This is a genomic window from Kluyvera intermedia (assembly GCF_034424175.1).
GTDB classification, from domain to species: Bacteria; Pseudomonadota; Gammaproteobacteria; order Enterobacterales; family Enterobacteriaceae; genus Kluyvera; species Kluyvera intermedia.
This window is the reverse complement of record NZ_CP139986.1, coordinates 3,487,326-3,511,862: the sequence shown is the minus strand read 5'-3', so window position 1 is coordinate 3,511,862 and position 24,537 is coordinate 3,487,326. Positions and strand designations below refer to the sequence as shown.

Annotated in this window: 22 protein-coding genes and 1 pseudogene; 12 read left to right on the top strand and 11 right to left on the bottom strand. The window is 54.5% G+C overall.

The window, feature by feature from the left end:
- The first annotated feature begins 10 nt into the window (after positions 1 to 10).
- The 4 genes from U0026_RS17090 (at position 11) to adk (ending at position 3,810) form a co-directional block, all read left to right on the top strand.
- On the top strand, positions 11 to 343 hold the full coding sequence (locus U0026_RS17090) for a YbaB/EbfC family nucleoid-associated protein (RefSeq protein WP_052283815.1): 333 nt from the start codon (positions 11 to 13) through the stop codon (positions 341 to 343).
- Complete coding sequence (recR, locus tag U0026_RS17085) at positions 343 to 948, top strand: recombination mediator RecR (RefSeq protein WP_061282030.1); 606 nt, start codon at positions 343 to 345, stop codon at positions 946 to 948. The genes U0026_RS17090 and recR overlap by 1 nt, the downstream gene beginning before the upstream one ends.
- Positions 949 to 1,056: 108 nt before the next feature.
- Positions 1,057 to 2,931, top strand: a complete 1,875-nt coding sequence (gene htpG / locus U0026_RS17080) for a molecular chaperone HtpG (protein WP_062773800.1) — start codon at positions 1,057 to 1,059, stop codon at positions 2,929 to 2,931.
- A 234-nt stretch (positions 2,932 to 3,165) separates the two neighbouring features.
- The gene (gene adk, locus U0026_RS17075; protein ID WP_062773798.1) at positions 3,166 to 3,810 is read left to right on the top strand and encodes an adenylate kinase; all 645 of its coding nucleotides are present in this window, start codon (positions 3,166 to 3,168) and stop codon (positions 3,808 to 3,810) included.
- Between the two features lie 18 nt (positions 3,811 to 3,828).
- Here the strand turns inward: adk and U0026_RS22790 are convergent.
- Positions 3,829 to 3,906, bottom strand: a pseudogene (locus tag U0026_RS22790) (hypothetical protein); the annotation flags it as partial.
- An 86-nt stretch (positions 3,907 to 3,992) separates the two neighbouring features.
- Between U0026_RS22790 and hemH the strand changes: the two are divergent.
- Together hemH and U0026_RS17065 are read left to right on the top strand one after the other, a co-directional pair.
- A complete protein-coding gene (gene hemH, locus U0026_RS17070; RefSeq protein ID WP_062773796.1) occupies positions 3,993 to 4,955 on the top strand; it encodes a ferrochelatase in 963 nt (320 codons plus the stop codon).
- A gap of 62 nt (positions 4,956 to 5,017) precedes the next feature.
- A complete protein-coding gene (locus U0026_RS17065; protein WP_062773795.1) occupies positions 5,018 to 6,322 on the top strand; it encodes an inosine/guanosine kinase in 1,305 nt (434 codons plus the stop codon).
- An 86-nt stretch (positions 6,323 to 6,408) separates the two neighbouring features.
- Here the strand turns inward: U0026_RS17065 and ybaL are convergent, their stop codons facing one another.
- Together ybaL and U0026_RS17055 are read right to left on the bottom strand one after the other, a co-directional pair.
- Positions 6,409 to 8,085, bottom strand: coding sequence for a YbaL family putative K(+) efflux transporter (gene ybaL, locus U0026_RS17060; protein ID WP_062773789.1), 1,677 nt, complete (start codon positions 8,083 to 8,085; stop codon positions 6,409 to 6,411).
- Positions 8,086 to 8,339: 254 nt separating this feature from the next.
- Positions 8,340 to 9,560 carry an MFS transporter gene (locus U0026_RS17055; protein ID WP_062773787.1) on the bottom strand — a complete coding sequence of 407 codons (1,221 nt, stop codon included), beginning with the start codon at positions 9,558 to 9,560 and terminating at the stop codon, positions 8,340 to 8,342.
- Between the two features lie 174 nt (positions 9,561 to 9,734).
- On the opposite strand from U0026_RS17055, the gene ushA reads away from it, so the two are divergent.
- Positions 9,735 to 11,387, top strand: a complete 1,653-nt coding sequence (ushA, locus tag U0026_RS17050) for a bifunctional UDP-sugar hydrolase/5'-nucleotidase UshA (RefSeq protein WP_062773785.1) — start codon at positions 9,735 to 9,737, stop codon at positions 11,385 to 11,387.
- 75 nt (positions 11,388 to 11,462) lie between these two features.
- Here ushA and ybaK read toward each other — a convergent pair whose 3' ends face one another.
- The 3 genes from ybaK to copA form a co-directional block, all read right to left on the bottom strand.
- Positions 11,463 to 11,942, bottom strand: coding sequence for a Cys-tRNA(Pro)/Cys-tRNA(Cys) deacylase YbaK (gene ybaK / locus U0026_RS17045; RefSeq protein WP_062773784.1), 480 nt, complete (start codon positions 11,940 to 11,942; stop codon positions 11,463 to 11,465).
- A 201-nt stretch (positions 11,943 to 12,143) separates the two neighbouring features.
- Positions 12,144 to 12,938, bottom strand: a complete 795-nt coding sequence (locus U0026_RS17040) for a TraB/GumN family protein (protein WP_062773782.1) — start codon at positions 12,936 to 12,938, stop codon at positions 12,144 to 12,146.
- An 89-nt stretch (positions 12,939 to 13,027) separates the two neighbouring features.
- A complete protein-coding gene (copA, locus tag U0026_RS17035) occupies positions 13,028 to 15,529 on the bottom strand; it encodes a copper-exporting P-type ATPase CopA (protein WP_062773781.1) in 2,502 nt (833 codons plus the stop codon).
- 94 nt (positions 15,530 to 15,623) lie between these two features.
- Here copA and cueR point away from each other — a divergent pair, with 94 nt between their 5' ends.
- Positions 15,624 to 16,034 carry a Cu(I)-responsive transcriptional regulator gene (cueR, locus tag U0026_RS17030; protein WP_062773779.1) on the top strand — a complete coding sequence of 137 codons (411 nt, stop codon included), beginning with the start codon at positions 15,624 to 15,626 and terminating at the stop codon, positions 16,032 to 16,034.
- Positions 16,035 to 16,037: 3 nt separating this feature from the next.
- Here cueR and U0026_RS17025 read toward each other — a convergent pair whose 3' ends face one another.
- Together U0026_RS17025 and U0026_RS17020 are read right to left on the bottom strand one after the other, a co-directional pair.
- Entirely contained in the window at positions 16,038 to 16,499 is a 462-nt protein-coding gene (locus tag U0026_RS17025) for an NfeD family protein (protein ID WP_062773777.1), read from the bottom strand.
- Entirely contained in the window at positions 16,499 to 17,413 is a 915-nt protein-coding gene (locus U0026_RS17020) for an SPFH domain-containing protein (RefSeq protein WP_062773775.1), read from the bottom strand. Before U0026_RS17020 ends, U0026_RS17025 begins: the two co-directional genes overlap by 1 nt.
- Positions 17,414 to 17,539: 126 nt before the next feature.
- Here U0026_RS17020 and fetA point away from each other — a divergent pair, with 126 nt between their 5' ends.
- Together fetA and fetB are read left to right on the top strand one after the other, a co-directional pair.
- Entirely contained in the window at positions 17,540 to 18,211 is a 672-nt protein-coding gene (gene fetA, locus U0026_RS17015) for an iron efflux ABC transporter ATP-binding subunit FetA (protein WP_062773773.1), read from the top strand.
- A complete protein-coding gene (gene fetB, locus U0026_RS17010) occupies positions 18,204 to 18,986 on the top strand; it encodes an iron efflux ABC transporter permease subunit FetB (RefSeq protein ID WP_062773771.1) in 783 nt (260 codons plus the stop codon). The genes fetA and fetB overlap by 8 nt, the downstream gene beginning before the upstream one ends.
- 87 nt (positions 18,987 to 19,073) lie before the next feature.
- On the opposite strand, the gene U0026_RS17005 is transcribed toward fetB, so the two are convergent.
- The 3 genes from U0026_RS17005 to tesA are packed head-to-tail and all read right to left on the bottom strand — an operon-like array spanning position 19,074 to position 21,409.
- Entirely contained in the window at positions 19,074 to 19,928 is an 855-nt protein-coding gene (locus U0026_RS17005; RefSeq protein WP_062776940.1) for a thioredoxin family protein, read from the bottom strand.
- Positions 19,929 to 19,986: 58 nt separating this feature from the next.
- Positions 19,987 to 20,754: an SDR family oxidoreductase gene (locus U0026_RS17000; RefSeq protein WP_062776942.1), complete on the bottom strand. Its 768-nt coding sequence runs from the start codon at positions 20,752 to 20,754 to the stop codon at positions 19,987 to 19,989.
- Between the two features lie 22 nt (positions 20,755 to 20,776).
- On the bottom strand, positions 20,777 to 21,409 hold the full coding sequence (gene tesA / locus U0026_RS16995) for a multifunctional acyl-CoA thioesterase I/protease I/lysophospholipase L1 (RefSeq protein ID WP_126440827.1): 633 nt from the start codon (positions 21,407 to 21,409) through the stop codon (positions 20,777 to 20,779).
- Between tesA and ybbA the strand changes: the two genes are divergently transcribed.
- Positions 21,377 to 22,063, top strand: coding sequence for a putative ABC transporter ATP-binding protein YbbA (gene ybbA, locus U0026_RS16990; RefSeq protein ID WP_062776945.1), 687 nt, complete (start codon positions 21,377 to 21,379; stop codon positions 22,061 to 22,063). The two genes, tesA and ybbA, sit on opposite strands and share 33 nt — an antisense overlap.
- Positions 22,060 to 24,474, top strand: a complete 2,415-nt coding sequence (ybbP, locus tag U0026_RS16985; protein WP_062776947.1) for a putative ABC transporter permease subunit YbbP — start codon at positions 22,060 to 22,062, stop codon at positions 24,472 to 24,474. The genes ybbA and ybbP overlap by 4 nt, the downstream gene beginning before the upstream one ends.
- Positions 24,475 to 24,537: the final 63 nt, after the last annotated feature.

The following is a 24,537-nucleotide window of genomic DNA, read 5'->3' as shown; positions in this document are numbered from 1 at the left end:
AGAGAAGCCTATGTTTGGTGGTAAAGGCGGTCTGGGTAACCTGATGAAACAGGCCCAGCAGATGCAAGATAAAATGCAGAAAATGCAGGAAGAAATCGCTCAGCTGGAAGTAACCGGCGAATCTGGCGCAGGTCTGGTAAAAGTGACCATCAACGGCGCGCATAACTGCCGTCGCGTTGAAATCGACCCAAGCCTGCTGGAAGACGATAAAGACATGCTGGAAGATCTGGTGGCTGCGGCCTTCAACGATGCGGCGCGCCGTATTGATGAAACCCAGAAAGAAAAAATGGCGTCTGTCTCCTCCGGTATGCAATTGCCGCCAGGCTTCAAGATGCCATTCTGATGCAAACCAGTCCGCTGTTAACTCAGCTGATGGAAGCATTGCGCTGTCTGCCGGGCGTTGGCCCGAAGTCAGCGCAGCGCATGGCGTTTACCCTGCTGCAGCGTGATCGCAGCGGCGGGATGCGTCTGGCGCAGGCATTAACGCGCGCGATGTCGGAAATCGGCCATTGTGCCGATTGCCGCACCTTCACCGAGCAAGAGGTGTGCAACATCTGTTCGAACCCGCGTCGTCAGGAAAACGGTCAAATCTGCGTGGTGGAAAGTCCTGCGGACATTTACGCCATTGAGCAGACCGGACAATTTTCTGGCCGCTATTTCGTGCTGATGGGCCACCTCTCGCCGCTGGATGGCATCGGGCCGGACGATATCGGACTTGACCGCCTTGAGCAGCGTCTGGAAACGGAGCAGCTCACCGAGGTTATCCTCGCCACCAACCCAACGGTGGAAGGGGAGGCGACCGCTAACTACATCGCCGAGCTGTGCGCGCAGTCTGGTGTTGAAGCCAGCCGTATTGCCCATGGTGTACCCGTCGGTGGTGAGCTTGAGATGGTCGATGGCACTACGCTTTCGCACTCTTTGGCCGGGCGTCATAAGATTCGTTTTTAATCAATCGAGAGCAGGATTTACTGCTCTCGCTTGAAATTCTCTTCACTCATCCCCATTTTCCTCTCATCGCTTTTTTTTACCTTGTAATCAGCATTGAGGTATTTTGCAATGAAAGGACAAGAAACACGTGGCTTTCAGTCAGAAGTAAAACAGCTTCTGCACCTGATGATCCATTCTCTGTATTCCAACAAAGAAATCTTCCTGCGTGAGCTTATCTCTAACGCATCGGATGCGGCGGACAAACTGCGTTTTCGCGCGTTGTCGACGCCAGATCTGTATGAAGGTGACGGCGAACTGCGTGTGCGTGTCTCCTTCGATAAAGATAAGCGTACGTTGACCATTGCCGATAACGGCATTGGCATGAATCGTGAAGAGGTTATCGACCACCTCGGGACCATCGCCAAGTCCGGCACCAAGGCATTCCTCGAATCCATGGGTTCTGACCAGGCGAAGGACAGCCAGCTTATCGGCCAGTTCGGCGTCGGTTTCTACTCGGCGTTTATCGTGGCTGACAAAGTCACCGTGCGTACCCGTGCAGCCGGCGACAAGCCAGAAAATGGCGTGTTCTGGGAATCTGAAGGCGCTGGTGAATACACCGTTGCGGATATCACAAAAGCTGACCGTGGGACCGAAATCACCCTGCATCTGCGCGAAGGCGAGGATGATTTCCTCGACGACTGGCGCGTGCGTTCGGTTATCAGCAAATATTCTGACCATATCGCGTTGCCGGTAGAGATTGAAAAACAGGAAGAAAAAGACGGCGAAACCGTCGTCTCCTGGGAAAAAATCAACAAGGCACAGGCGCTGTGGACGCGTAATAAAGCTGAGCTTAACGACGACGAATACAAAGAGTTCTACAAGCACATTGCCCACGACTTTACCGACCCGCTGACCTGGAGCCACAACCGTGTGGAAGGTAAGCAGGAGTACACCAGCCTGCTGTACATCCCATCGCAGGCGCCGTGGGATATGTGGAACCGTGATCATAAGCACGGCCTTAAACTGTACGTGCAGCGCGTCTTTATCATGGACGACGCCGAGCAGTTTATGCCGAACTACCTGCGCTTTGTCCGTGGCCTGATAGACTCCAACGATCTGCCGCTGAACGTGTCGCGTGAAATTCTGCAAGACAGCACGGTGACGCGTAACCTGCGTAATGCGCTGACCAAACGCGTATTGCAGATGCTGGATAAACTGGCGAAAGACGATGCCGAGAAATACCTGACCTTCTGGAAACAGTTCGGTCTGGTACTCAAAGAAGGCCCGGCGGAAGATAACGGCAACCAGGAAGCGATTGCTAAACTGCTGCGTTTCGCGTCTACCCATACCGACTCTTCCGAGCAGACCGTGTCGCTTGCCGACTATGTCTCGCGCATGAAAGAAGGGCAGGAAAAAATCTATTACATCACCGCTGATAGCTATGCAGCGGCGAAAAGCAGTCCGCACCTGGAGCTGCTGCGTAAGAAAGGTATCGAAGTCCTGCTGCTTTCTGACCGTATCGATGAGTGGATGATGAACTACCTGACCGAGTTCGATGGTAAGGTATTCCAGTCCGTGGCAAAAGCCGATGAGTCCATCGACAAGCTGGCTGACGAAGTCGACGAAAGCGCGAAAGAAGCAGAAAAAGCGCTGACACCGTTCGTTGAGCGCGTGAAAACTCTGCTGGGCGAGCGTGTGAAAGAGGTGCGTCTGACGCATCGTCTGACCGACACTCCGGCGATTGTCACGACCGATGCTGACGATATGAGCACTCAGATGGCAAAACTGTTTGCCGCTGCGGGCCAGGCTGCACCAGAAGTGAAATACATCTTTGAACTGAACCCGGATCATGTACTGGTGAAACGCACTGCTGACACCGAAGACGAAGGGCAGTTTAAAGAGTGGGTTGAGCTGCTGCTTGACCAGGCTCTGTTTGCTGAACGCGGTACGCTGGAAGATCCGAACCAGTTTATTCGCCGTATGAATCAGTTGCTGGTGTCGTAAGACTTACCCTCACCCTAACCCTCTCCCTAAAAGGGAGAGGGGACTGGCCCGGTATTGGTTTTCTCCCTCTCCCTGTGGGAGAGGGCCGGGGTGAGGGCATTAAACCGCACCGTACGCAAAATATCTCACCGTTAACCGTTTCAGCCGACCCTCCTTCCTTGAGCCATCGCCGTTCTGGTGGTATCTTTTAGCGCTTTTTAAAAAATATCGACAACCTTTAAGGGGATTTTCGTAATGCGTATCATTCTGCTTGGCGCTCCGGGCGCGGGGAAAGGAACTCAGGCTCAGTTCATCATGGAGAAATATGGCATTCCGCAAATTTCCACCGGTGACATGCTGCGTGCCGCAGTAAAATCTGGCAGCGAGCTGGGCAAACAAGCCAAAGACATCATGGATGCGGGCAAACTGGTAACTGATGAACTGGTTATCGCGCTGGTGAAAGAGCGTATCTCCCAGGAAGACTGCCGTAACGGTTTCCTGCTGGACGGTTTCCCACGTACCATTCCTCAGGCTGATGCCATGAAAGAAGCAGGCATCAACGTCGATTACGTTCTGGAATTCGACGTACCGGACGAGCTGATCGTTGACCGTATCATTGGTCGTCGCGTTCACGCCGCTTCTGGCCGCGTTTATCACATCAAATTCAATCCACCGAAGGTTGAAGGTAAAGATGACGTCACCGGTGAAGACCTGTCTACTCGTAAAGACGATCAGGAAGAAACCGTACGTAAGCGCCTGGTGGAATACCATCAGATGACCGCACCGCTGATTGGTTACTATTCCAAAGAAGCGCAGGCGGGTAACACCAAGTACGCAAAAGTTGACGGCACTAAAGCCGTGGCTGACGTACGCGCTGAACTGGCGAAGATTCTCGGTTAATGTTTTGCCGCCTCCGATGCCGGATGGCGGCGTAAACGCCTTATCCGGCCTACACTCTCCCGTAGGCCTGATAAGCGCAGCGCCATCAGGCAAAATTCTCTCCCCACCTCTCGCAGCAATTAGTTTTTCTTCCTCGCTTTTCCGCTACAATTATCAACAATTTGAATCGATAAGAGACGGTAATGCATTACAAGAAACCCGGTATTCTGCTGGTTAACCTCGGCACCCCCGACGCGCCGACGCCGGGCGCGATTAAGCGTTATCTGCTGCAATTTTTAAGCGACCGCCGCGTGGTCGACACCAACCGTTTACTCTGGTGGCCGTTGCTCCGTGGCGTCATTCTCCCCATCCGTGCACCGCGTGTGGCGAAGCTGTATCAATCCGTGTGGATGGAGGAAGGTTCTCCGCTGATGGTCTACAGTCGTCGCCAGCAGCGCGCGCTGGCGGCTCATCTGCCGGATGTGCTGGTAGTGCTTGGCATGAGTTACGGCACGCCGTCGCTGCAAAGCGCGGTTGATGAGTTATTGGCGCAGGATATTGACCAGCTCATTGTGCTGCCTCTGTATCCACAATATTCCTGCTCGACCGTTGCGGCGGTGTGGGATGAACTGGCACGCATACTGGCAAAAAAACGCGCGATTCCAAGCGTGTCGTTTATTCGCGACTACGCGACAGACCGGGACTATATTCAGGCGCTGGCTGCCAGCGCACAGGCTTCATTTGAGCGTCACGGTGAACCGGAAGTGCTGCTGCTTTCCTATCACGGCATCCCACAGCGCTATGCGCATGAAGGCGATGACTATCCGCAGCGTTGCCGTGATACCACCCGTGAGCTGGTTTCTTCTCTGGGGATTTCACCTGATAAGGTGATGATGACCTTCCAGTCACGCTTTGGCCGTGAGCCGTGGCTGACGCCGTACACCGATGAAACGCTGAAAATGCTCGGTGAAAAAGGCGTTAAGCATATTCAGGTGATGTGCCCGGGCTTCTCCGCCGACTGTCTGGAAACGCTGGAAGAGATTGCCGTACAAAACCGTGAGTTGTTCCTTGAGGCGGGTGGGCAGAAATATGAATATATTCCAGCGCTGAATGACGATGATGCACATATCAAAATGATGGCGAATTTGACCGCGCAATACCGCTGATCGCAAGCAGGTGGAGGAGTGTGTTACTATTCTCCGCCTGTTAAGGCCACTCAAAAATCACCATGAAATTTCCCGGTAAACGCAAATCCAAACACTATTTCCCGGTGGACGCTCGCGATCCATTGCTAAAACAGATCCAGCCTGAGAGCGAAACCAGCATCTCGTGGGTCGTGGGTATTGACCAGACTCTGGTCGATATTGAAGCCAAAGTCGACGATGCGTTTATTGAGCGCTATGGCCTGAGCGCCGGGCACTCACTGGTGATTGAAGATGATATTGCTGAAGCGCTGTATCAGGAACTGGTGCGTGAAAATCTGATCACCCACCAGTTTGCCGGCGGCACCATCGGTAATACCATGCACAACTACTCGGTACTGGCGGACGACCGCTCCGTACTGCTGGGCGTGATGTGCAGCAACATCGAGATTGGCGGCTACGCCTATCGCTATCTGTGCAATACCTCCAGCCGTACTGACCTGAACCATTTGCAGGGCGTTGATGGGCCAATTGGTCGCTGCTTTACGCTGATTGGTGATGCCGGAGAGCGTACGTTTGCGATAAGCCCGGGCCATATGAACAAGCTGCGCCCGGAAAGCATTCCTGAGTCGGTTATCGCCGGTGCTTCTGCGCTGGTACTGACTTCCTACTTAGTGCGCTGCAAGCCTGGCGAGCCAATGCCGGAAGCGACCATGCAGGCCATCGCCTACGCGAAAAAATATGATGTGCCGGTCGTGCTGACGCTGGGCACCAAATTTGTGATCGCCGAAAGCCCAGATTGGTGGCAGAGCTTTATCAAAGATCATGTATCGATTCTGGCGATGAACGAAGAAGAGGCCGAAGCGTTGACGGGCCTGAGCGACCCGCTACAAGCGTCGGATAAAGCGCTGGATTGGGTGGACCTGGTGTTGTGTACTGCGGGGCCAACCGGGCTGTATATGGCAAGTTTTACCGAGAACGACACTAAGCGTAAAACCCAGCATCCGCTTTTGCCAGGTGCAATTGCCGAGTTTAACCAGTATGAATTCAGCCGCGCGGTGCGCTTTAAAGATTGCCAGGATCCGTTGCGTATCTACTCACATATCGCGCCTTTTATGGGGGGGCCTGAGAAGATTATGAATACTAATGGTGCTGGTGACGGCGCGCTGGCGGCCCTGCTGCATGATATTACCGCCAATGCTTATCACCGTTCGAACGTGCCGAATTCCAGCAAGCACCAGCACAACTGGCTGACTTATTCGTCATTGGCGCAGGTCTGTAAGTATGCTAATCGGGTAAGCTATCAAGTATTAAACCAGCACTCACCGCGTCTGACGCGTGGCCTGCCGGAGAAAGAGGATAGTCTGGAAGAGGCGTACTGGGAACGTTAAGCCCGAGCAGTCCCGGGGTCACTTCGTTCGCCCGGGCTACATCCTTGTAGCCCGGGCAAGCGTAGCGCCGCCGGGATCGCACAATCTTACCCGCTTACCGCCTCTTTCAACGGCGGTTCGCTCAACAGCCCAAGCATCGTTTTAGCAATCTCACGTTCACCCATGACCACTTCATTGGCACCACGCTCGCTGATATAAGCCACTTCATCGTCGTAATGCGCGCGAGCAATAATCTCGAGGTGTGGGCACTTCTCACGGGCGCTCGCGACGATCTCTCCCGCTTCGTAACCATTTGGAATGGTCAGCAGCAGCCAGCGCGCGCAGTCCAGGTGCGCCAGATTCATAATCTCTTCATTGGCCGCATTGCCCAGCACTGCGCGAATGCCGCGCTCACGCAGCTCATCAACCCGTGTACGTGACGTTTCAATCACCACCAGAGGAATGCCCTGAGCCATCAATTTCTCGCCCAGCAGGCTGCCTACGCGCCCATAGCCCACTAATAGCGCATGGTTGCAGATATCCACTGGGATTTGCGTCTCGTCTTCCAGAGCCTCTTCCAGCGTTTGCTCCTCAAGCGTTTCCGTTTTCTCGAGGAATTTCTCAAGCAACGTGAACAGCACGGGGTTAAGCATAATGGAGAGAATCGCGCCAGCCAGCACCAGATTTTGCCCTGCCTGCGGTAGCAGACCCAACACCATTCCCAGACCTGCCAGAATGAAGGCAAACTCACCAATCTGCGCAAGGCTGGTGGCGATGGTCAATGCAGTACGCTGCGAGTGACCAAACAGGCGTACCAGACCGAATGCCGCCAGCGACTTACCAAAGATGATGATAGCCAGCGTCGCCAGAACGGCCAGCGGCTGCTCAATCAGGATATGCGGGTCGAACAGCATGCCGACGGAGACAAAGAACAGGACGGCAAACGCATCGCGCAGCGGCAGCGTATCGTGGGCCGCGCGGTGGCTAAGCTCGGATTCGTTTAGCACCATACCGGCGAAGAAGGCACCCAGCGCGAAGGAGACGTCAAACAATTCAACCGCGCCAAAGGCGATGCCTAGTGCCAGCGCCAGCACTGACAGCGTAAACAGCTCGCGTGAACCGGTGGCGGCGCTGCGAGCGAGGATCCACGGCACCAGACGGCGGCCAACCAGCATCATAATGGCAATAAATGCCACCACTTTACCGATAGTAATCCCCATATCGATAGCCAGTGAGGCGAAGCCGATGTTCTCTTTTTCCATCATCCCGGCAACGGCTGGCAGTAAAACCAGTGTCAGTACCATCACCAGGTCTTCAACAATCAGCCAGCCGATGGCAATTTGCCCGCGCTGACTATCAATCAGTTGCCTTTCTTCCAGGGCGCGTAAAAGCACAACGGTACTGGCGGTCGAAAGACATAAACCGAAGACGATACCGGTCATCATCGACCAGCCTAAGAAGGTGGCAAGCAGCATCCCCAACAATGTGGCGACGGCTATTTGAGCAATGGCTCCGGGGATGGCGATGGCTTTCACTGCCATCAGATCCTTAAGCGAGAAATGGAGACCCACGCCAAACATTAGTAAAATAACGCCCAGTTCTGCCAGCTCGGGTGCAAGCTTGGTGTCAGCAACAAATCCTGGAGTAAATGGTCCGGCCAGCACGCCCGCTAATAAATAACCCACCAGTGGTGAAATTCTTAACTTATTGGCAATCATGCCAAGGAAAAAAGCGAGCACAAGGCCACCAACAATGGTGGTAATAAGCGGTGTGGCGTGATGCATTCCGTCTCCTTTCGTCGTGATGCGTGGTTCCATTTTTGGCGCAGAGTGTCAAAGCAGCCTGAAAACCAAAAAGCCTGGTAATAGTTTATGACAATTTTCACTATTATGTTTGTGAATAATTGTTGAATTTGGCTAAAAAATTGAATTTTCGGAGTAAACGGCACAAAAGTGAAAATTAAATGGGATAAGTCAGGTAAGAGGCGAGTTTGCGCGGAGATGAAGGCAGCCAAAGAGAGACTTTGGCCGCCGGTAACTTAGTGTTTTTGCCGGTTATCAGGTAAGAATATGGTCAACATCCCAATAAGTGGTAGGAAAGCACATATTTTATAGACCAATTCGATACTGGTGTGGTCTGCAACTAGCCCCAACACCGCGGCACCTAAGCCTCCCATGCCGAAGGCGAAACCGAAGAATAGTCCGGAAACCATACCGATACGCCCCGGTAATAGCTCCTGAGCGTACACCAGGATGGCAGAAAATGCTGAAGCGAGGATAAATCCAATGATCACCGTTAAAATACCGGTCCACCACAGGGTTGCGTAGGGTAAAAGGAGGGTGAAAGGCGCAACGCCGAGGATAGAGCCCCAAATAACATATTTACGGCCAATTTTATCGCCAACAGGGCCACCAATCACCGTGCCGGCGGCTACCGCAAACAGGAACGCAAACAAATGAATCTGCGCATTTTGTACCGATAATCCGAATTTTTGCATCAGATAAAAGGTGTAATAGCTGCTAATGCTCGCCATATAGAAGTATTTGGAGAAAATCAGCATTAACAGGATGGAAACCGCCAGGATGACCTTGTTTTTTGGCAGTGGATTGATAATCGGTGCCTTAGGTTTGCCTTTATTCATACGATGCTGTGCGGCATACCAACGGCTTACCTGTGCCAGTACCACAATCGCCAGCAGTGCGGCAAGAACAAACCAGGCCACATTACCTTTACCGTAAGGCGCGATGATCACCGCTGCAAGCAATGGCCCCAGCGAGCTGCCGAAATTGCCGCCAACCTGGAAAATGGACTGTGCCAGACCGTGACGACCACCGGAAGCCATGCGCGCCACGCGGGATGATTCCGGGTGGAAAACCGAGGAACCGGTACCGACGAGCGCTGCCGCCAGTAATACAGTGCCAAAGCTTCCAGCCAGCGCCAGCAGTACCAGACCACTCAACGTAAAGCACATTCCCACCGGTAGCGACCACGGCATCGAGCGTTTATCGGTAATGTAGCCGATAACCGGCTGGAATAGCGACGAGGTGAGCTGGAAGGTCAGGGTGATCATGCCTATCTGCACGAAGGAGAGTGAAAACTCCGATTGCAGCAGCGGATAGATCGCCAGGATCAACGACTGGATCATGTCGTTGAGCAGGTGGGAGAGGCTGATTGCTCCCAGGATACCAAATGAGGTACGACCCTGTTGCGAGGACGCAGAAGGGCCAGGCCGGTTAGGGCTGGTTTCAGTGATTGCCATAGATTCCACTTGTATTTTATCGAGCGATGTTGGGGATATACGCTTTAATAATAATTATCAGACTAAGATACCTGCCTAAGACGTTTGAAGGAAGTCTCATTTCTGAAAACAAAATGGACTAATATTTCAGAGCGTTGTAATTTCTGCGGTTGTTATTCACTCAGGGAGAGAATTATGCGATTCGTCAAACGGGGCGTGGCGTTGGCGATGCTGGCGGCATTATCTGTCGCCAGTTTACCGGCACAGGCTTACCAGCAAGATAAAACTTATAAAATCACCATTTTGCATACCAACGATCATCACGGGCATTTCTGGCGCAGTGAATATGGTGAATACGGCCTGGCGGCGCAAAAAACGCTGGTGGATGGCATTCGTAAAGAGGTGGCTGCTGAAGGCGGCAGCGTATTGCTGCTCTCCGGCGGCGATATCAACACTGGCGTGCCGGAATCTGACCTACAGGACGCTGAGCCGGACTTTCGTGGCATGAATCTGGTGGGTTATGACGCTATGGCGGTCGGTAACCACGAATTTGATAACCCAATGAGCGTCCTGCGTCAGCAGGAAAAATGGGCCAAATTCCCGTTCCTCTCGGCCAATATCTACCAGAAAAGTACCGGTGAACGCCTGTTTAAACCCTGGGCGCTGTTTAAACGCCAGGATCTAAAAATTGCCGTGATTGGATTAACAACCGACGACACGGCAAAAATTGGCAACCCGGAATATTTCACCGATATTGAATTCCGCAAACCGGCGGATGAAGCCAAACTGGTGATTCAGGAGCTACAGCAAAACGAGAAGCCTGATCTGATTCTGGCAACTACCCACATGGGCCATTACGATAACGGTGAACACGGTTCCAACGCGCCGGGTGACGTGGAGATGGCGCGCAGCCTGCCAGCAGGCTCATTGGCGATGATTGTGGGTGGTCACTCACAAGATCCAGTGTGTATGGCATCAGAGAATAAAAAGCAGGTGGATTATGTTCCAGGCACCCCGTGCGCGCCGGATAAACAGAACGGTATCTGGATTGTGCAGGCGCATGAGTGGGGGAAATATGTCGGACGTGCGGACTTTGAGTTCCGCAACGGCGAACTGAAACTTATGCATTATCAGCTGATTCCGGTCAACTTGAAGAAGAAGGTCACCTACGATAACGGGCAGAGTGAGCGCGTACTCTACACGCCGCAAATCCCTGAAAGCCCGCAGATGCTCTCCCTGCTAACGCCGTTCCAGAGCAAAGGTAAAGCACAGCTGGACGTCAAAGTGGGCAGCGTGAACGGGCAACTTGAAGGCGACCGCAGCAAAGTCCGTTTTGTGCAGACGAATATGGGGCATCTGATTCTGGCGGCACAAATGGCACGTACCAGCGCTGATTTTGGCGTGATGAGCGGTGGTGGCATTCGTGATTCTATTGAGTCTGGCAATATCACCTACAAAAGCGTGCTGAAAGTACAGCCGTTTGGCAATGTGGTGGTGTATGCCGACATGAGCGGGAAAGAGGTGATTGAGTACCTGACCGCTGTGGCGAAAATGAAGCCGGACTCAGGCGCTTACCCGCAGTTTGCTAACGTTAGCTTTGTGGCAAAGGGCGGACAGCTTCAGGATCTTAAAATCAAAGGTGAACCGGTCGATCCGGCGAAAACTTATCGCATGGCGACGCTGAGCTTCAACGCCACCGGTGGCGATGGTTATCCAAAAATTGATACTAAGCCTGGCTATGTGAATACCGGTTTTATCGATGCAGAGGTGCTCAAACAGTATATTGAGCAAAATTCACCGCTGGATGTGAAGGCTTACGAACCGAAAGGGGAAGTGAGCTGGCAGTAAGGTTTTGAGCCGTTCCCGGCGGCGCAGCGCCGCCGGGTTTACCCAGGCGAGCGCATGCGACCCTGGGGTTAACCTTTAATCCCGACGAGCAATATCCGCAAAAGTTGCGCTAAGGATTTTCGCTAAATCTCCCGCGGCCAGTTCAATATCCAGCCCACGTTTACCGCCGGAGACAAAGATAGAACTAAATTCCTGCGACGGCGCATCAATGACCGTCGGTAGCCGTTTTTTCTGCCCCAGCGGACTAATACCGCCCACCAGATAGCCGGTGACGCGCTGAGCCACCATCGGATCCGCCATATCCACCTTCTTCGCCCCCAGCGCTTTGGCGACCTTCTTGAGATCCAACTGCCCGGCAACCGGCGTTACCGCCACGGCAAGCTGCTTCATGTCGCCATTCATCGCCACCAGCAGCGTTTTGTAGACCTGGTCGGCATTAAGCCCTAATTTGCGCACGACTTCGTCGCCGAAATTGGTCTCATTCGGATCGTGATCGTAGGTATGAATACTAAACGGGATTTTGTTCTTTTCGAGTAACTTAACGGCGGGTGTCATAACGTTCCTTCCGACTACAGACGTGATATGCCCTCAGCATACGCCCGGAAGCGGACTAAAAAATAGTATAATCTTGCGCAATAGGTGTTGGCAGTTGCGGTAACTTTGAGCGACAATCGAAGGATCCGGAGTGAAAACGCCGGGATAATAATAATGATGAAATTCCTCTTTGACGGGCCAATAGAAATATTGGCCATTTTTTTATTTCAACATCTCCGGCAGGTTGCCTTCCCCATACAGATGCAACGCCCCTACGGCAACCACGTAGCGTCCTGGTGGCAGCGTCAGCAGCGTGTCGCGCCAGGCTTCATTGCGCTTGACCATCAACACATCGTAAAGCGACTGACTGAACGTATTGGGTAACGAAGCGCTGCCATTTGACGGCGGCTGCTGGAGCCACCAGCCAATCATCACCTGTAACAACCGTGCGTTGGTGTGCCAGTGGGTTAGCGTATCATCGAGCAGCGCCATGCCACCATCAGGCAGTTGGCACAGCAGGTCAATCTGGCTGTCTGCTCCTTCGAGCTCCTGAACCGGCAGCGCAGCCTCACGCGCGGCAGCCAGCAGTTGGTAGTCAATGCCGTAATCGGGCCGTAGTCCCAGCCGCTGCGCTTGCGTTGCCTGAAGTATCATTGCAATTTGCCAAAGTGGCTGGCTGTCAAAACGAGACAGGGAAAGCCCTTGCTCCTCGGCCAGTTTCTCCAGAGTATTGCGCTGTATCTCGCTCAGTCTTTCGTCCAGAGGCGGGCAGACCGGCAGATTGTTGAAGGGAGTTTCATTACCCGAGACATCGGCTTCGACAATCAGCGCATCGGCCTGGCGAAGCTTCTTAATTAATTTGGCGGGAAGAGGGGCCATGTCACGAGTCCCCATATGAATACTGCCAACCAGATGTAAGTGGCGTCCACCGGGCAGTGAAATATCAATCGCAGGCCAGCTGTAGGGCGAACCACGCAGGGCGCGCCAAAGGCGTTGTAGATGAATTACCAGACTCATTCGCGCTCCCTGAAAACAAAATCTCATGCTAGCGCGATGGACGAAAAGGTGCAAATGCGTCCCCCCCAAGAGCAGGAGGGACGGGAAGATTACTGTTTCGGTTTAAACCGCAGCAGGCGGTTAGCGTTACTCACCACAGTAATAGAGGACAGCGCCATTGCCGCACCCGCGACTACCGGGTTTAGCAGCGTGCCGGTCAGCGGCCACAAGATCCCTGCAGCAATTGGAATCCCCAGTGAGTTATAGATAAATGCCCCCAGCAGGTTCTGCTTCATATTGCGCAGCGTGGCTCGGGAGATAGCCAGCGCATCCGCCACGCCAACCAGACTGTGGCGCATCAGTGTGATAGCCGCCGTTTCAATCGCCACATCGCTGCCGCCGCCCATAGCGATGCCCACATCCGCTTGCGCCAGCGCAGGGGCGTCATTAATACCGTCGCCGATCATCGCGACTTTCTGACCCTGGGCCTGCAAATTGATAATGGCTTGCGCTTTACCGTCCGGTAGCACGCCCGCAATCACTTCATCAATGCCGGCCTCTTTAGCGATTGCGTTCGCAGTGACGGGATTATCACCGGTGAGCATCACCAGACGATAACCTTCGCGATGCAGACGTTGCAGGGCCGCGACGCTGTCGCTGCGCAGCGGGTCGCGAATGGCGAACAGCGCGGCGGCTTGACCATCAATGGCTAACAGTACCGGCGTCGCTCCAAGCGCTGCCTGTTGTGCCAATTCTTCGTCTAACTCGTGGGTCACGATCTGCTGCTCGTGCATTAACGCCTGGTTGCCCAACAGCAGCCGATGCCCGTCAGCCTCGCCGCTGACGCCCAATCCACGTAGGGTGCGAAAAGCACTGACCTGCGGCAATGATGTCTCGGCAGCCTTTTCCATAATGGCACGTGCCAGCGGATGATTTGAACCTTGTTCCAGCGCGGCAGCCAGACGCAGAGCGGTGGCTTGGCTGATGGTGCCGAGCGTTTTCACCGCCACCACCTGCGGTTTGCCTTCGGTCAGGGTACCGGTTTTATCAAACACAAGAGTCGTCAGCTCACTGGCACGCTGTAACGCATCGGCATCTCGTACCAGTACACCGTATTCCGCGGCGCGACCGACGCCGGAGATAATCGACATCGGCGTTGCCAGCCCTAATGCGCAAGGACAGGCGATAATCAGTACCGTGGTGGCAATCACCAGGGTATAGACAATCTGCGGCGCAGGGCCGAAGAAATACCAGATAGCGGCGCTAAAAATGGCGATACCGACGACGACTGGGACAAATACCGCCGAGATTTTATCGGCGAGCTGACCAATTTCAGGCTTACTGCTCTGCGCCTGACGCACCATTTTAATAATGCGCGATAACGTGGTGTGGCTACCGACTGCGCTAGCGCGGAACAGCACCGAACCGTCCTGCACGACGGTACCGGCATGAATGCTGTCTCCATCGCTTTTTTGCTGTGGAATCGGTTCGCCGGTGAGCATTGCTTCATCAAACCAGGCTTCGCCCTGGCTAATTTCACCATCAACCGGGACGCGGTCACCGGTCGCCAGACGTAGGATCATGCCCGGCTGTACCTCCGCCAGTGGCACGGTTTTTTCACCCTCGTCGGTCACCACGCGCGCGGTGGGTGGAGTAAGGTCGAGCAATTTTTCCAGCGCCCGAGACGAACGCTGACGCGCCCGCGCTTCCAGCATATGCCCGAGGTTAATCAGGCCGATAATCATGGCGCTGGCTTCGTAATAGAGGTGGCGAGCTTCCATTGGGAACCACTGTGGCCACAGGTTGACGCTCATTGAGTACAGCCACGCCACGCCTGTGCCGAGTGCGACCAGCGTATCCATGGTGGCGGTGCGATTTTTCAGGCTTGTATAGGCGCTGCGATAAAAGTGACCGCCTGCAAAGACCATCACCGCGAGGGTGGCAAGGCCGATAACCAGCCACAGGGAACGGTTATCGTCGGTGACCATCATGTTGTCACCGATCATCCCCCAGACCATCACCGGAATACCGACCAGCAGGGCGACAATTGCCTGCCAGCGAAAACGCTTCATGGTCGCCAGCGCAGTTTCCTGCTGGCGTTCGCGGCGTTCAAGGTCGTCTTCAATCGCTTCCGCGCCGTAGCCCGCTTTCTCGACGGCCTGCACTAAATCGCTGGCGGAGACATTGCCCATCACGAGGGCCGTGCGCTCCGCCAGGTTAACCCGTACCTGTACGACGCCCGGTACGGCTTGCAGCGCCTTTTGTACCCGGGAAACGCAGCTGGCGCAGCTCATACCGCTTAACAGCAACTGTTGGCTGTCATCGATTTCCTGTGCTGCCGGAAGCTCAGGGGTGGCCGCTGTCAGTGCTTCCGACGGGAGTGATGACTCTGCCAGCGGTTTAGCCTTTGGGTGGCTTAGCTCCGCACCGTAACCGGCTTGTTTAATGGTGTCGATAAGTGACTCGGCGCTGGCACTGCCGGTGACGTGCGCCGCTTCAATGGTTACGTCCGCCTGTTCGACGTCAGGGCGTTGCTCCAGACTTTCTTTTACGCGTTTTACGCAATGGCCGCAGGACAGACCGTCCAGTGCCAGATCGATGGTATGAGACATATCACTTTCCTCAATAATGAATGACCAATAATCTCTTTTGGTCTACAGTTATGAAGGTTAAACCTTCCAGCAAGGGGAAGGTCAAGGGGGAAAAGTGAATATCAGTGATGTTGCTAAAAAAACCGGCTTAACCAGCAAAGCCATTCGCTTTTATGAAGAGAAAGGGCTGGTGACGCCACCGCTGCGCAGCGAGAACGGCTACCGTAGCTATACGCAAAAGCACCTTGATGAGTTTACGCTACTGCGCCAGGCGCGACAGGTGGGGTTTAATCTGGAAGAATGTGGCGAGCTGGTGAATCTGTTTAATAACCCAAAACGGCATAGCGCAGATGTTAAAGCCTATACGCTACAAAAAGTAGCCGATATTGAACGCCATATCAGCGATTTACAGGTGATGCGCGATCAGCTCTTAACGCTTGCGGCATCATGCCCGGGCGATGACAGCGCCGAATGCCCGATTATTGATAATCTGTCCGGCTGCTGCCACCGTAAAGCCCAGGCCTGAGACTTAACGCGAAGGGGTGAGTCTGATACGTAAGACAATCCCTTCTACCGCAATCACTTCAACTTTGCTGCCTGAAGGCAGATCGTCCTCTGCCACAACCGGCCACGAACTGTCGCCCACGCGCATGTGGCCGCGTCCGTTGACCAGCGTGTTGTCGAGGGTGAAGCGTTGTCCCAGCAGTTGCTGACCGCGCTGGTTGAGCTGGTTTTCTGCGGGGCGTTGACGACCGCTCCGCAGACTTAGCCATTTCCACCATAGCCAGGCTGCCAGCAGCGTGAGCACGGCAAATAGCGTTCCCTGCCACTCCCAGCCAATCGGCAGCACCCAGGTCAGTAACCCGGTGACTGCTGCAGCCACGCCGCTCCACAGCAAATAGCCGCTGCCCCCGAGCATTTCAGCCGCCAGCAGCAGACCGCCAAGGCTTAACCAGAAGAGGTGAGGGTGCGCCATAATGAGGGCAATCATTATGATTTCCGCTCGCTTGCGCTGTCTTTAATCAGCTCGGCGATCCCGGCAATGGAGCCCATCAGACTGCTGGCATCCAGCGGCATCATCACCACTTTACTGTTATTGGCAGAACCAATTTGCTGCAGTGCGTCGGTATATTTCTGGGCAACGAAGTAGTTGATCGCCTGGATGTCACCGGCGGCAATGGCCTCAGAAACCATTTTGGTGGCCTGAGCTTCCGCTTCGGCAGAACGTTCACGCGCTTCTGCTTGCAGGAATGCCGACTGACGCTCGCCTTCCGCAGTCAGTATTTGCGCCTGTTTCTCACCTTCCGCTTTGACGATTTGCGCCTGACGGATCCCTTCGGCTTCCAGTATGTAAGCACGTTTGGTACGTTCCGCTTTCATCTGCGCGTTCATGGCATCAATAAGCTCTGCCGGTGGACGCACGTCGCGAATTTCAATACGGGTGATTTTGATGCCCCAGGGATTGGTGGCTTCATCAACAATATGCAGCAGGCGCGTATTGATGTTATCGCGCTGGGAGAGCATTTCGTCGAGTTCCATTGAACCGAGCACCGTACGAATGTTGGTCATCGTCAGGTTGATAATCGCCAGCTCAAGGTTGCTGACTTCATACGCCGCTTTAGGCGCATCAATCACCTGAATAAAGCAGACGGCATCAATGGAAACGTTGGCGTTGTCTTTGGAGATAACTTCCTGAGAAGGGATATCGAGAACTTGTTCCATCATATTGATCTTGCGACCAATACGGTCCATGAAAGGTACCACCAGGCTTAAACCCGGGTGCAGTGATTTGGTGTAACGCCCAAAACGTTCAACCGTCCATTGATAGCCTTGTGGCACGATTTTGACGCCTGCGGCGACAACAACCAGGGCCACAAAGATAAGAATAGGGATAAATACCAGCATAAAACCTCCTGTTTAACTGTCCGTAACGTGAACAAGTATATCGGCTATGGCGGTGAAATTCGCCCCCCGAAATTAATTGGCGTTACACTAGGGGACTAAAAGTACGAATCAGGACAATGGAAGGCCATGAAGGATAATAACGCGATTTTACAGCTCCAGAATGTGAGCTTTGATATTGGTGGGAATACAATTCTTAAAGAGGTTAATCTTAGCATCGCCCCTGGCGAGTTTAAGCTGATTACCGGCCCTTCAGGTTGTGGCAAAAGCACGTTATTAAAGATAGTGGCCTCGCTGCTTTCACCGAGTGCCGGGCAAATCCTCTTTGATGGCAAAGACATCAACACGCTCGCTCCGGAAACCTATCGCCAGCAGGTATCATACTGCGCGCAAACCCCCGCGCTGTTTGGCGATACGGTTTATGACAATCTGATTTTCCCCTGGCAAATTCGCCACCAGCACCCGGAACCAGACCGTTTTCTCACACAACTGACCCGTTTCGGTCTGCCGGAAGAGACGTTATCTAAGTCAATTAACGAACTCTCTGGCGGGGAGAAACAGCGGATATCGTTAATTCGCAATCTGCAATTTCTGCCCCAAGTGCTATTGCTGGATGAGATTACCAGTGCGCTGGACGAGCAAAATAAAAAGAACGTGAACGACATTATTCATCGCTACGTGCGTGATAAGCAGGTGGCGGTATTGTGGGTGACGCACGATAAAGATGAAATTAGCCATGCGGATGAAGTGATAATGCTGCCATCCCACCATGCAAGCGTGCGGGAGGCACATCATGAATGATCATATCATTACTAACGAATCTCTAGCCCTGTCGATGGTGCTGGTGCTGATAGCCGTGCTGGTGAGCTATCGGGAAAAACTGGCGCTCGAAAAAGACATTATCTGGAGTATTTGCCGGGCGGTAGTGCAACTGGTGATTGTCGGTTACGTGCTGAAGTATATCTTCAACGTCAACCACGCGGTGCTCACGCTGTGTATGGTGCTGTTTATCTGCTTTAACGCTGCCTACAACGCGCAAAAGCGCAGTAAATATATCGGTAATGCCTTTATTTCATCGTTTATCGCGATCACTGCAGGCGCGGGTTTGACGTTGGCGGTACTGGTGTTTTCTGGCTCGATTGCTTTCGTGCCGATGCAGGTTATCCCTATTTCCGGGATGATTGCCGGTAACGCGATGATTGCCGTGGGGCTGTGCTACAACAATCTGGGCCAGCGTTTTAGCGCCGAACAGCAGCAGATTCAGGAGAAGCTAAGCCTGGGGGCAACGCCGAAAATGGCCTCCGCACGGATTATTCGTGAAAGTATTCGTGCATCGCTTATTCCGACCGTGGATTCGGCGAAAACCGTTGGGCTAGTGAGTTTACCGGGGATGATGTCGGGGCTGATTTTTGCCGGTATTGACCCGGTAAAAGCGATTAAGTATCAGATAATGGTAACATTTATGTTGCTGTCGACCGCCAGCCTGTCAACAATAATTGCCTGCTACCTGACCTATCGGAAGTTTTACAACACTCGGCATCAATTAGTGGTGACGCAGTTGAAGAAGAGTGCATGAAAAATTCCCGGCGGCGCTGCGCTTGGCCGGGCTACAAATATGCACGAAAGTAGCCCGGCCAAGCGCAGCGCCGCCGGGATGGCACCGTTAGTACAGCAGCGAATAAAGCAGACGACGATACTTAGATGCCAGCGCATCCCCCGTACCAAGCGCTGCCAGAATCTCCTGCAACATTTTGCGCGCCTGGCCGTCAGCCGCGCCCAAATCTTTACGCAGGTGGCTGAACAGCAGTTCCAGCGCTTCTTCATTGCGGCCCACCTGATGCAACTGCAACGCCAGCTTAGACGCCAGTTCTGCATCATCCGGATTCTGTTCTACCTGCTGTTGCAGCAGCTGAATTTCCGGCGTATCTGCCGCCTGTTTCAGCAGTTCAATCTGCGCCAGCAGGCCCTGATAGCGGGTGTCCTGATCCTGCAACGGAATAGTTTTCAGCACCGCTTCGGCGTCTTCTGAACGATTCAGTACAATTTGCGTCTCTGCCAGCAGCAGACCAATCTGGCTGTCCTGACCGGAGATCTGCCAGGCGTCTTTGAGCAGCGGCAGCGCTTCGGCGTGATTGCCTTCCTGAATCAGGGCCAGCGCTTGCTGCGCTTTCAACTCTTCTTCACGCGGCAACACTTTTTCCAGCAGCGCGCGAATGGCTTCTTCCGGCTGCGGCCCCTGGAAACCATCGACCGGCTGGCCGTTCTGGAACAGATAGACGGTTGGGATGGCGCGCAGGCCGAACTGGGAGGCCACCATCTGCTCAGCGTCGCAGTCAACTTTTGCCAGAATGAACTGACCGTTGTACTGCGCGGCCAGGCTTTCCAGCACCGGGGTTAATTCCAGACAATGCTGGCTACGTTCAGACCAGAAATAGAACAGCACCGGAATGGAGGCGGATTGCTCCAGAGTCTGGTGCAGGTTAGCTTCTGTAACGTTTACGATATTCTGTACGGACATAAGTCATTCTCTATAGTCAGTTTGTATTCGAGATGAGGGCAAAAGTGAGCACTTCAACCTAGCCCTGCAGAATTTTGTCCATCAACCGACCCGGCAGCAGACGTTTGAGCCAGCCAACGGCATGGGTGACTAATGTCACCGGGTAGCGCAGTTTAGGCTTATCGCTAATAAACGCGTGGCGCACTTTTTCCACTACCGCATCCGGCCCAAGGGTAAAACGTGCGGCGATACCGGGGTTCTCAACCGCTTTATCGCTGGTTTGATTCACATTGTCGGTAAAGCGGGTGCGAATAGGGCCAGGCTCAATCAGGCTGACTTTCACACCTGAGTGGCGCAATTCCATACGCAGGGCGTCAGACCACGCTTCCAGCGCGTATTTACTGGCTGCGTAAGCGCCCCGGCCCGGCGTCGAAATCAACCCCATCACCGATGAAGTCATCACAATCCGACCTTCACCGTGCGGCACCATGGCAGGCAGCAGGCGCATGGTCAGCTGGTGGACGCCAAAAAAGTTGGCGGAAAACTGCTGCACCATTTGCGCGCGGCTGATGCTCTCCAGCGGACCATAGACGCCATATCCGGCGTTATTGAACAGGCCGTACAGGCGATTATGGGTCAGGGCAATAACCTGCTCGGCGGCGTTATCAACGCTCTCCGGGCTGTCGAGATCAAGTAAAATCCCCGTCAGCCCCATGCCGTCCATGCGTTTAACATCATCGGGTTTGCGGCAGGCGGCCAGCACGTGAAACCCCTGGCGTTTTAACTCAAGCGCGCTTTCAAGGCCAATCCCGCTGGAACATCCTGTAATTAAGACCGATTTTTGCATAACTTTACCTGAAGACACCGCTTTACTTTCCGGCGTCGTGATTAACTAATGGAGCCAGACGTGTCGCCATCCAGTCAGCAATAAACGGCTGGGCGTCACGGTTGGGATGGATGCCATCATCCTGCATCCACTGCGGCTTGAGATAGACCTCTTCCATAAAGAAGGGCAGCAGTGGCACGGTGAACTCGCTGGCAAGCTTCGGATACACGGCGCTAAAGGCCTCATTATAGCGGCGTCCATAGTTTGCGGGCAGACGAATTTGCATTAATAACGGTTGAACGTCGGCGGCTTTAAGCTGTTGCAAAATAGTGCGCAGTGTTTGCTCGATCTGCTGCGGTGGAAAACCGCGCAGGCCGTCGTTGCCGCCAAGCTCAACTAACACCCAGCGTGGCTGGTGTTGCTTGAGAAGTACCGGCAGGCGAGCCAGCCCCTGTTGGGCGGTGTCGCCACTGATACTGGCGTTGACGACGGTGATTTTTGGCTGCCATTTATCGTTCAGTAAGACGGGCCAGGCGGTGTTGCCCGCCATGCGATAGCCGGCGCTAAGGCTGTCGCCCAGCACTAACAACGTGTCCGCCGCCGCGGCGCGAAAGCTTAACAAAATTACAAACAGGACAGGCAAATGCCAGCGGAAAACGTACTTGAAGTTCATCATCTTAAGAAATCCGTCGGTCAGGGGGAGCATGAGCTTTCCATCCTTACCGGAGTTAACCTGATTGTCAAACCGGCGCAAACCCTTGCTTTAATTGGCGAGTCGGGTTCCGGTAAGTCGACGTTGCTGGCAATTCTCGCGGGGCTGGACGATGGGAGCAGCGGCGAGGTGAAACTGTTGGGCCATCCGCTGACTAACATGGACGAAGAGGCACGTGCGCGTTTGCGAGCCCAACATATTGGTTTTGTCTTTCAATCCTTTATGTTGATTCCGACGCTGAATGCGCAGGAGAACGTTGAGCTGCCCGCATTGCTCAGAGGTGAGAGCGACGGTCAGAGTCGCCAGGGGGCGAAAGCGCTGCTCGAACAGCTGGGGCTGGGCAAGCGTCTGCACCATCTTCCGGCGCAACTTTCCGGCGGCGAACAGCAGCGCGTGGCGCTGGCGCGCGCCTTTAACGGTCGCCCAGACCTGTTATTTGCCGATGAGCCGACCGGCAATCTTGACCGTCAGACCGGCGACAAAATCGCCGACCTGCTGTTTTCTATGAATCGCGAACATGGCACTACGCTTATCCTCGTCACCCACGATGCACAACTGGCTGCACGCTGCGACCGCCGTCTACGTCTGGTTGATGGACAGCTCCAGGAGGAAGCATGATTTTACGCTGGTTCTGGCGCGAATGGCGCTCGCCATCGCTGCTGATTGTCTGGCTGGCGTTAAGCCTGGCGGTGGCCTGCGTGCTGGCGCTGGGCAGCATCAGTGACCGTATGGACAAAGGGCTTAATCAACAAAGTCGTGAATATATGGCGGGCGATCGGGCGCTGCGCAGTTCACGTGAAGTCCCGCATGCGTGGCTGGAGAAAGCGCGTGCGCTGGGGCTGACGGTCGGCGAACAGATTAACTTCTCGACCATGACCTGGGCGGGCGATACCCCACAACTGGCGGATGTCAATGCCGTGGACGATAGCTACCCGTTGTACGGTGAACTACAAACGTTACCTGCCAACGTGAAGCCGCAGGCGGGTACGGTGCTGATGGCGCCACGTCTGATGGCGCTGCTGAATTTGAAAACTGGCGATAACATTGACGTCGGTGACGCCACGTTACGGATTGCTGGAGAGGTCATACAGGAGCCGGACAGCGGCTTTAACCCCTTCCAAATGGCTCCGCGCTTGATGATGAACCTGGCAGATGTGGCGAAAACCGGTGCGGTACAGCCTGGTAGCCGGGTGAGCTGGAGCTACAAGTTCGCGGGAACGCCGCCGCAGTTGGCGAGCTATGAAGGCTGGCTGTTGCCGCAGCTTAAGCCCGAACACCGCTGGCTGAGTCCGGACAAGGACGAGGGGGCATTGGGCAAATCGCTGCAACGTTCCCAGCAGTTTTTATTGTTGTCCGCCTTGTTAACCCTGCTTTTAGCCGTGGCGGCAGTCGCGGTGGCAATGGGGCATTATTGCCGCAGTCGTTACGATCTGGTGGCGGTCCTGAAAACGCTGGGGGCTGGACGCGCGCAGCTGCGCAAACTGATTATCGGCCAGTGGGTGCTGCTGCTGGCGCTGTCGGCGCTGGCGGGGGGAGCGATGGGGCTGCTTTTTGAGTCCATTCTGCTGATGCTGTTAAAGCCGGTATTACCGGCAGCGCTTCCTGCCGCCAGCGCCTGGCCGTGGCTGTGGGCGGTGGGGTCAATGACGGTGATCTCGATGCTGGTGGGGCTGCGTCCGTACCGCTTACTGCTGGCAACGCAGCCTTTACGCGTACTGCGCCAGGATATGGTCGCCAACGTCTGGCCGCTGAAAATTTATCTGCCGCTGGTGAGTGCGGTGACGGTGGCATTGCTGGCGTGGCTGATGGGCGCAAGCCCGCTTCTGTGGTCGGTATTGGCCGGGGCGGTGGTTCTGGCGGTACTGTGTGGCCTGGTGGGGTGGCTGCTGCTGAAGGTATTAAAACGCCTGACGCTGCGCGCGTTGCCCCTGCGTCTGGCGGTCAACCGGTTGCTCCGTCAGCCGTGGTCAACGTTGAGCCAACTGGCGGCCTTCTCGCTGTCGTTTATGCTACTGGCGCTACTGCTGGTGCTGAGAGGCGATCTCCTGGATCGCTGGCAGCAGCAGCTTCCGCCGGAAAGCCCGAACTATTTCCTTATCAACATTGCACCTGAGCAGGTGCGTGAGGTGAAAACCTTCCTCGCCGATCATCAGGTGATCCCGGCGGCGTTCTATCCGATCGTCCGCGCTCGTCTGACGCAGATTAATAACCAGAGTACTGAAGGCAATAAAGACGAATCGCTCAACCGTGAGCTAAACCTCACCTGGCAAAACCAGCGCCCTGAACATAATCCACTGGTGGCGGGCAGTTGGCCGCCGAAAGCGGGGGAGGTGTCGATTGAGGAAGGGCTGGCGCAGCGGCTTAATATTGGTCTCGGCGATAGCGTAACCTTTACCGGTGACACCCAGGACTTTAGCGCGAAGGTGAGCAGTATTCGGAAAGTGGATTGGGAGAGCCTACGGCCGAATTTCTTCTTTATCTTCCCGGACGGCGCGCTGGACGGTCAGCCGCAGAGTTGGCTGACCAGTTTCCGCTGGGATCGCGATACTACGCTTCTGACCCAGCTTAACCGCGAGTTTCCAACGGTGAGTCTGTTGGATATCGGGGCTATTTTGAAACAGGTAGGGCAGGTGCTGTCGCAGGTCAGTCGGGCGCTGGAAGTGATGGTGGTTCTTGTCACTGCCTGTGGCGTGTTGCTGCTGCTTGCTCAGGTGCAGGTTGGCATGCGTCAGCGCCATCAGGAACTGGTGGTTTATCGTACGCTCGGTGCTGGCAAGCCATTGCTGCGTGCCACGTTGCTGGCGGAGTTTGCGCTATTGGGCGCGATTTCCGGGCTGGTGGCGGCAATCGGCGCTGAAACCGCGTTAGCGATGCTACAAAGCAAAGTGTTCGATTTCCCATGGTCGCCGGACTGGCGTTTGTGGGTGGCATTGCCGCTGTGCGGGGCATTACTGCTGTCGCTTTGCGGAGTAGGCCTGGGGCTGCGACTCCTGAAAGGCCGTGCGTTGTTCCGTCAGTTCGCCAGTTAGTTTTGCATAATCTGTAGCCCGGGTGAGGCGTTTACGCCGACCCCGGGAATGGCGCCAGGGGTT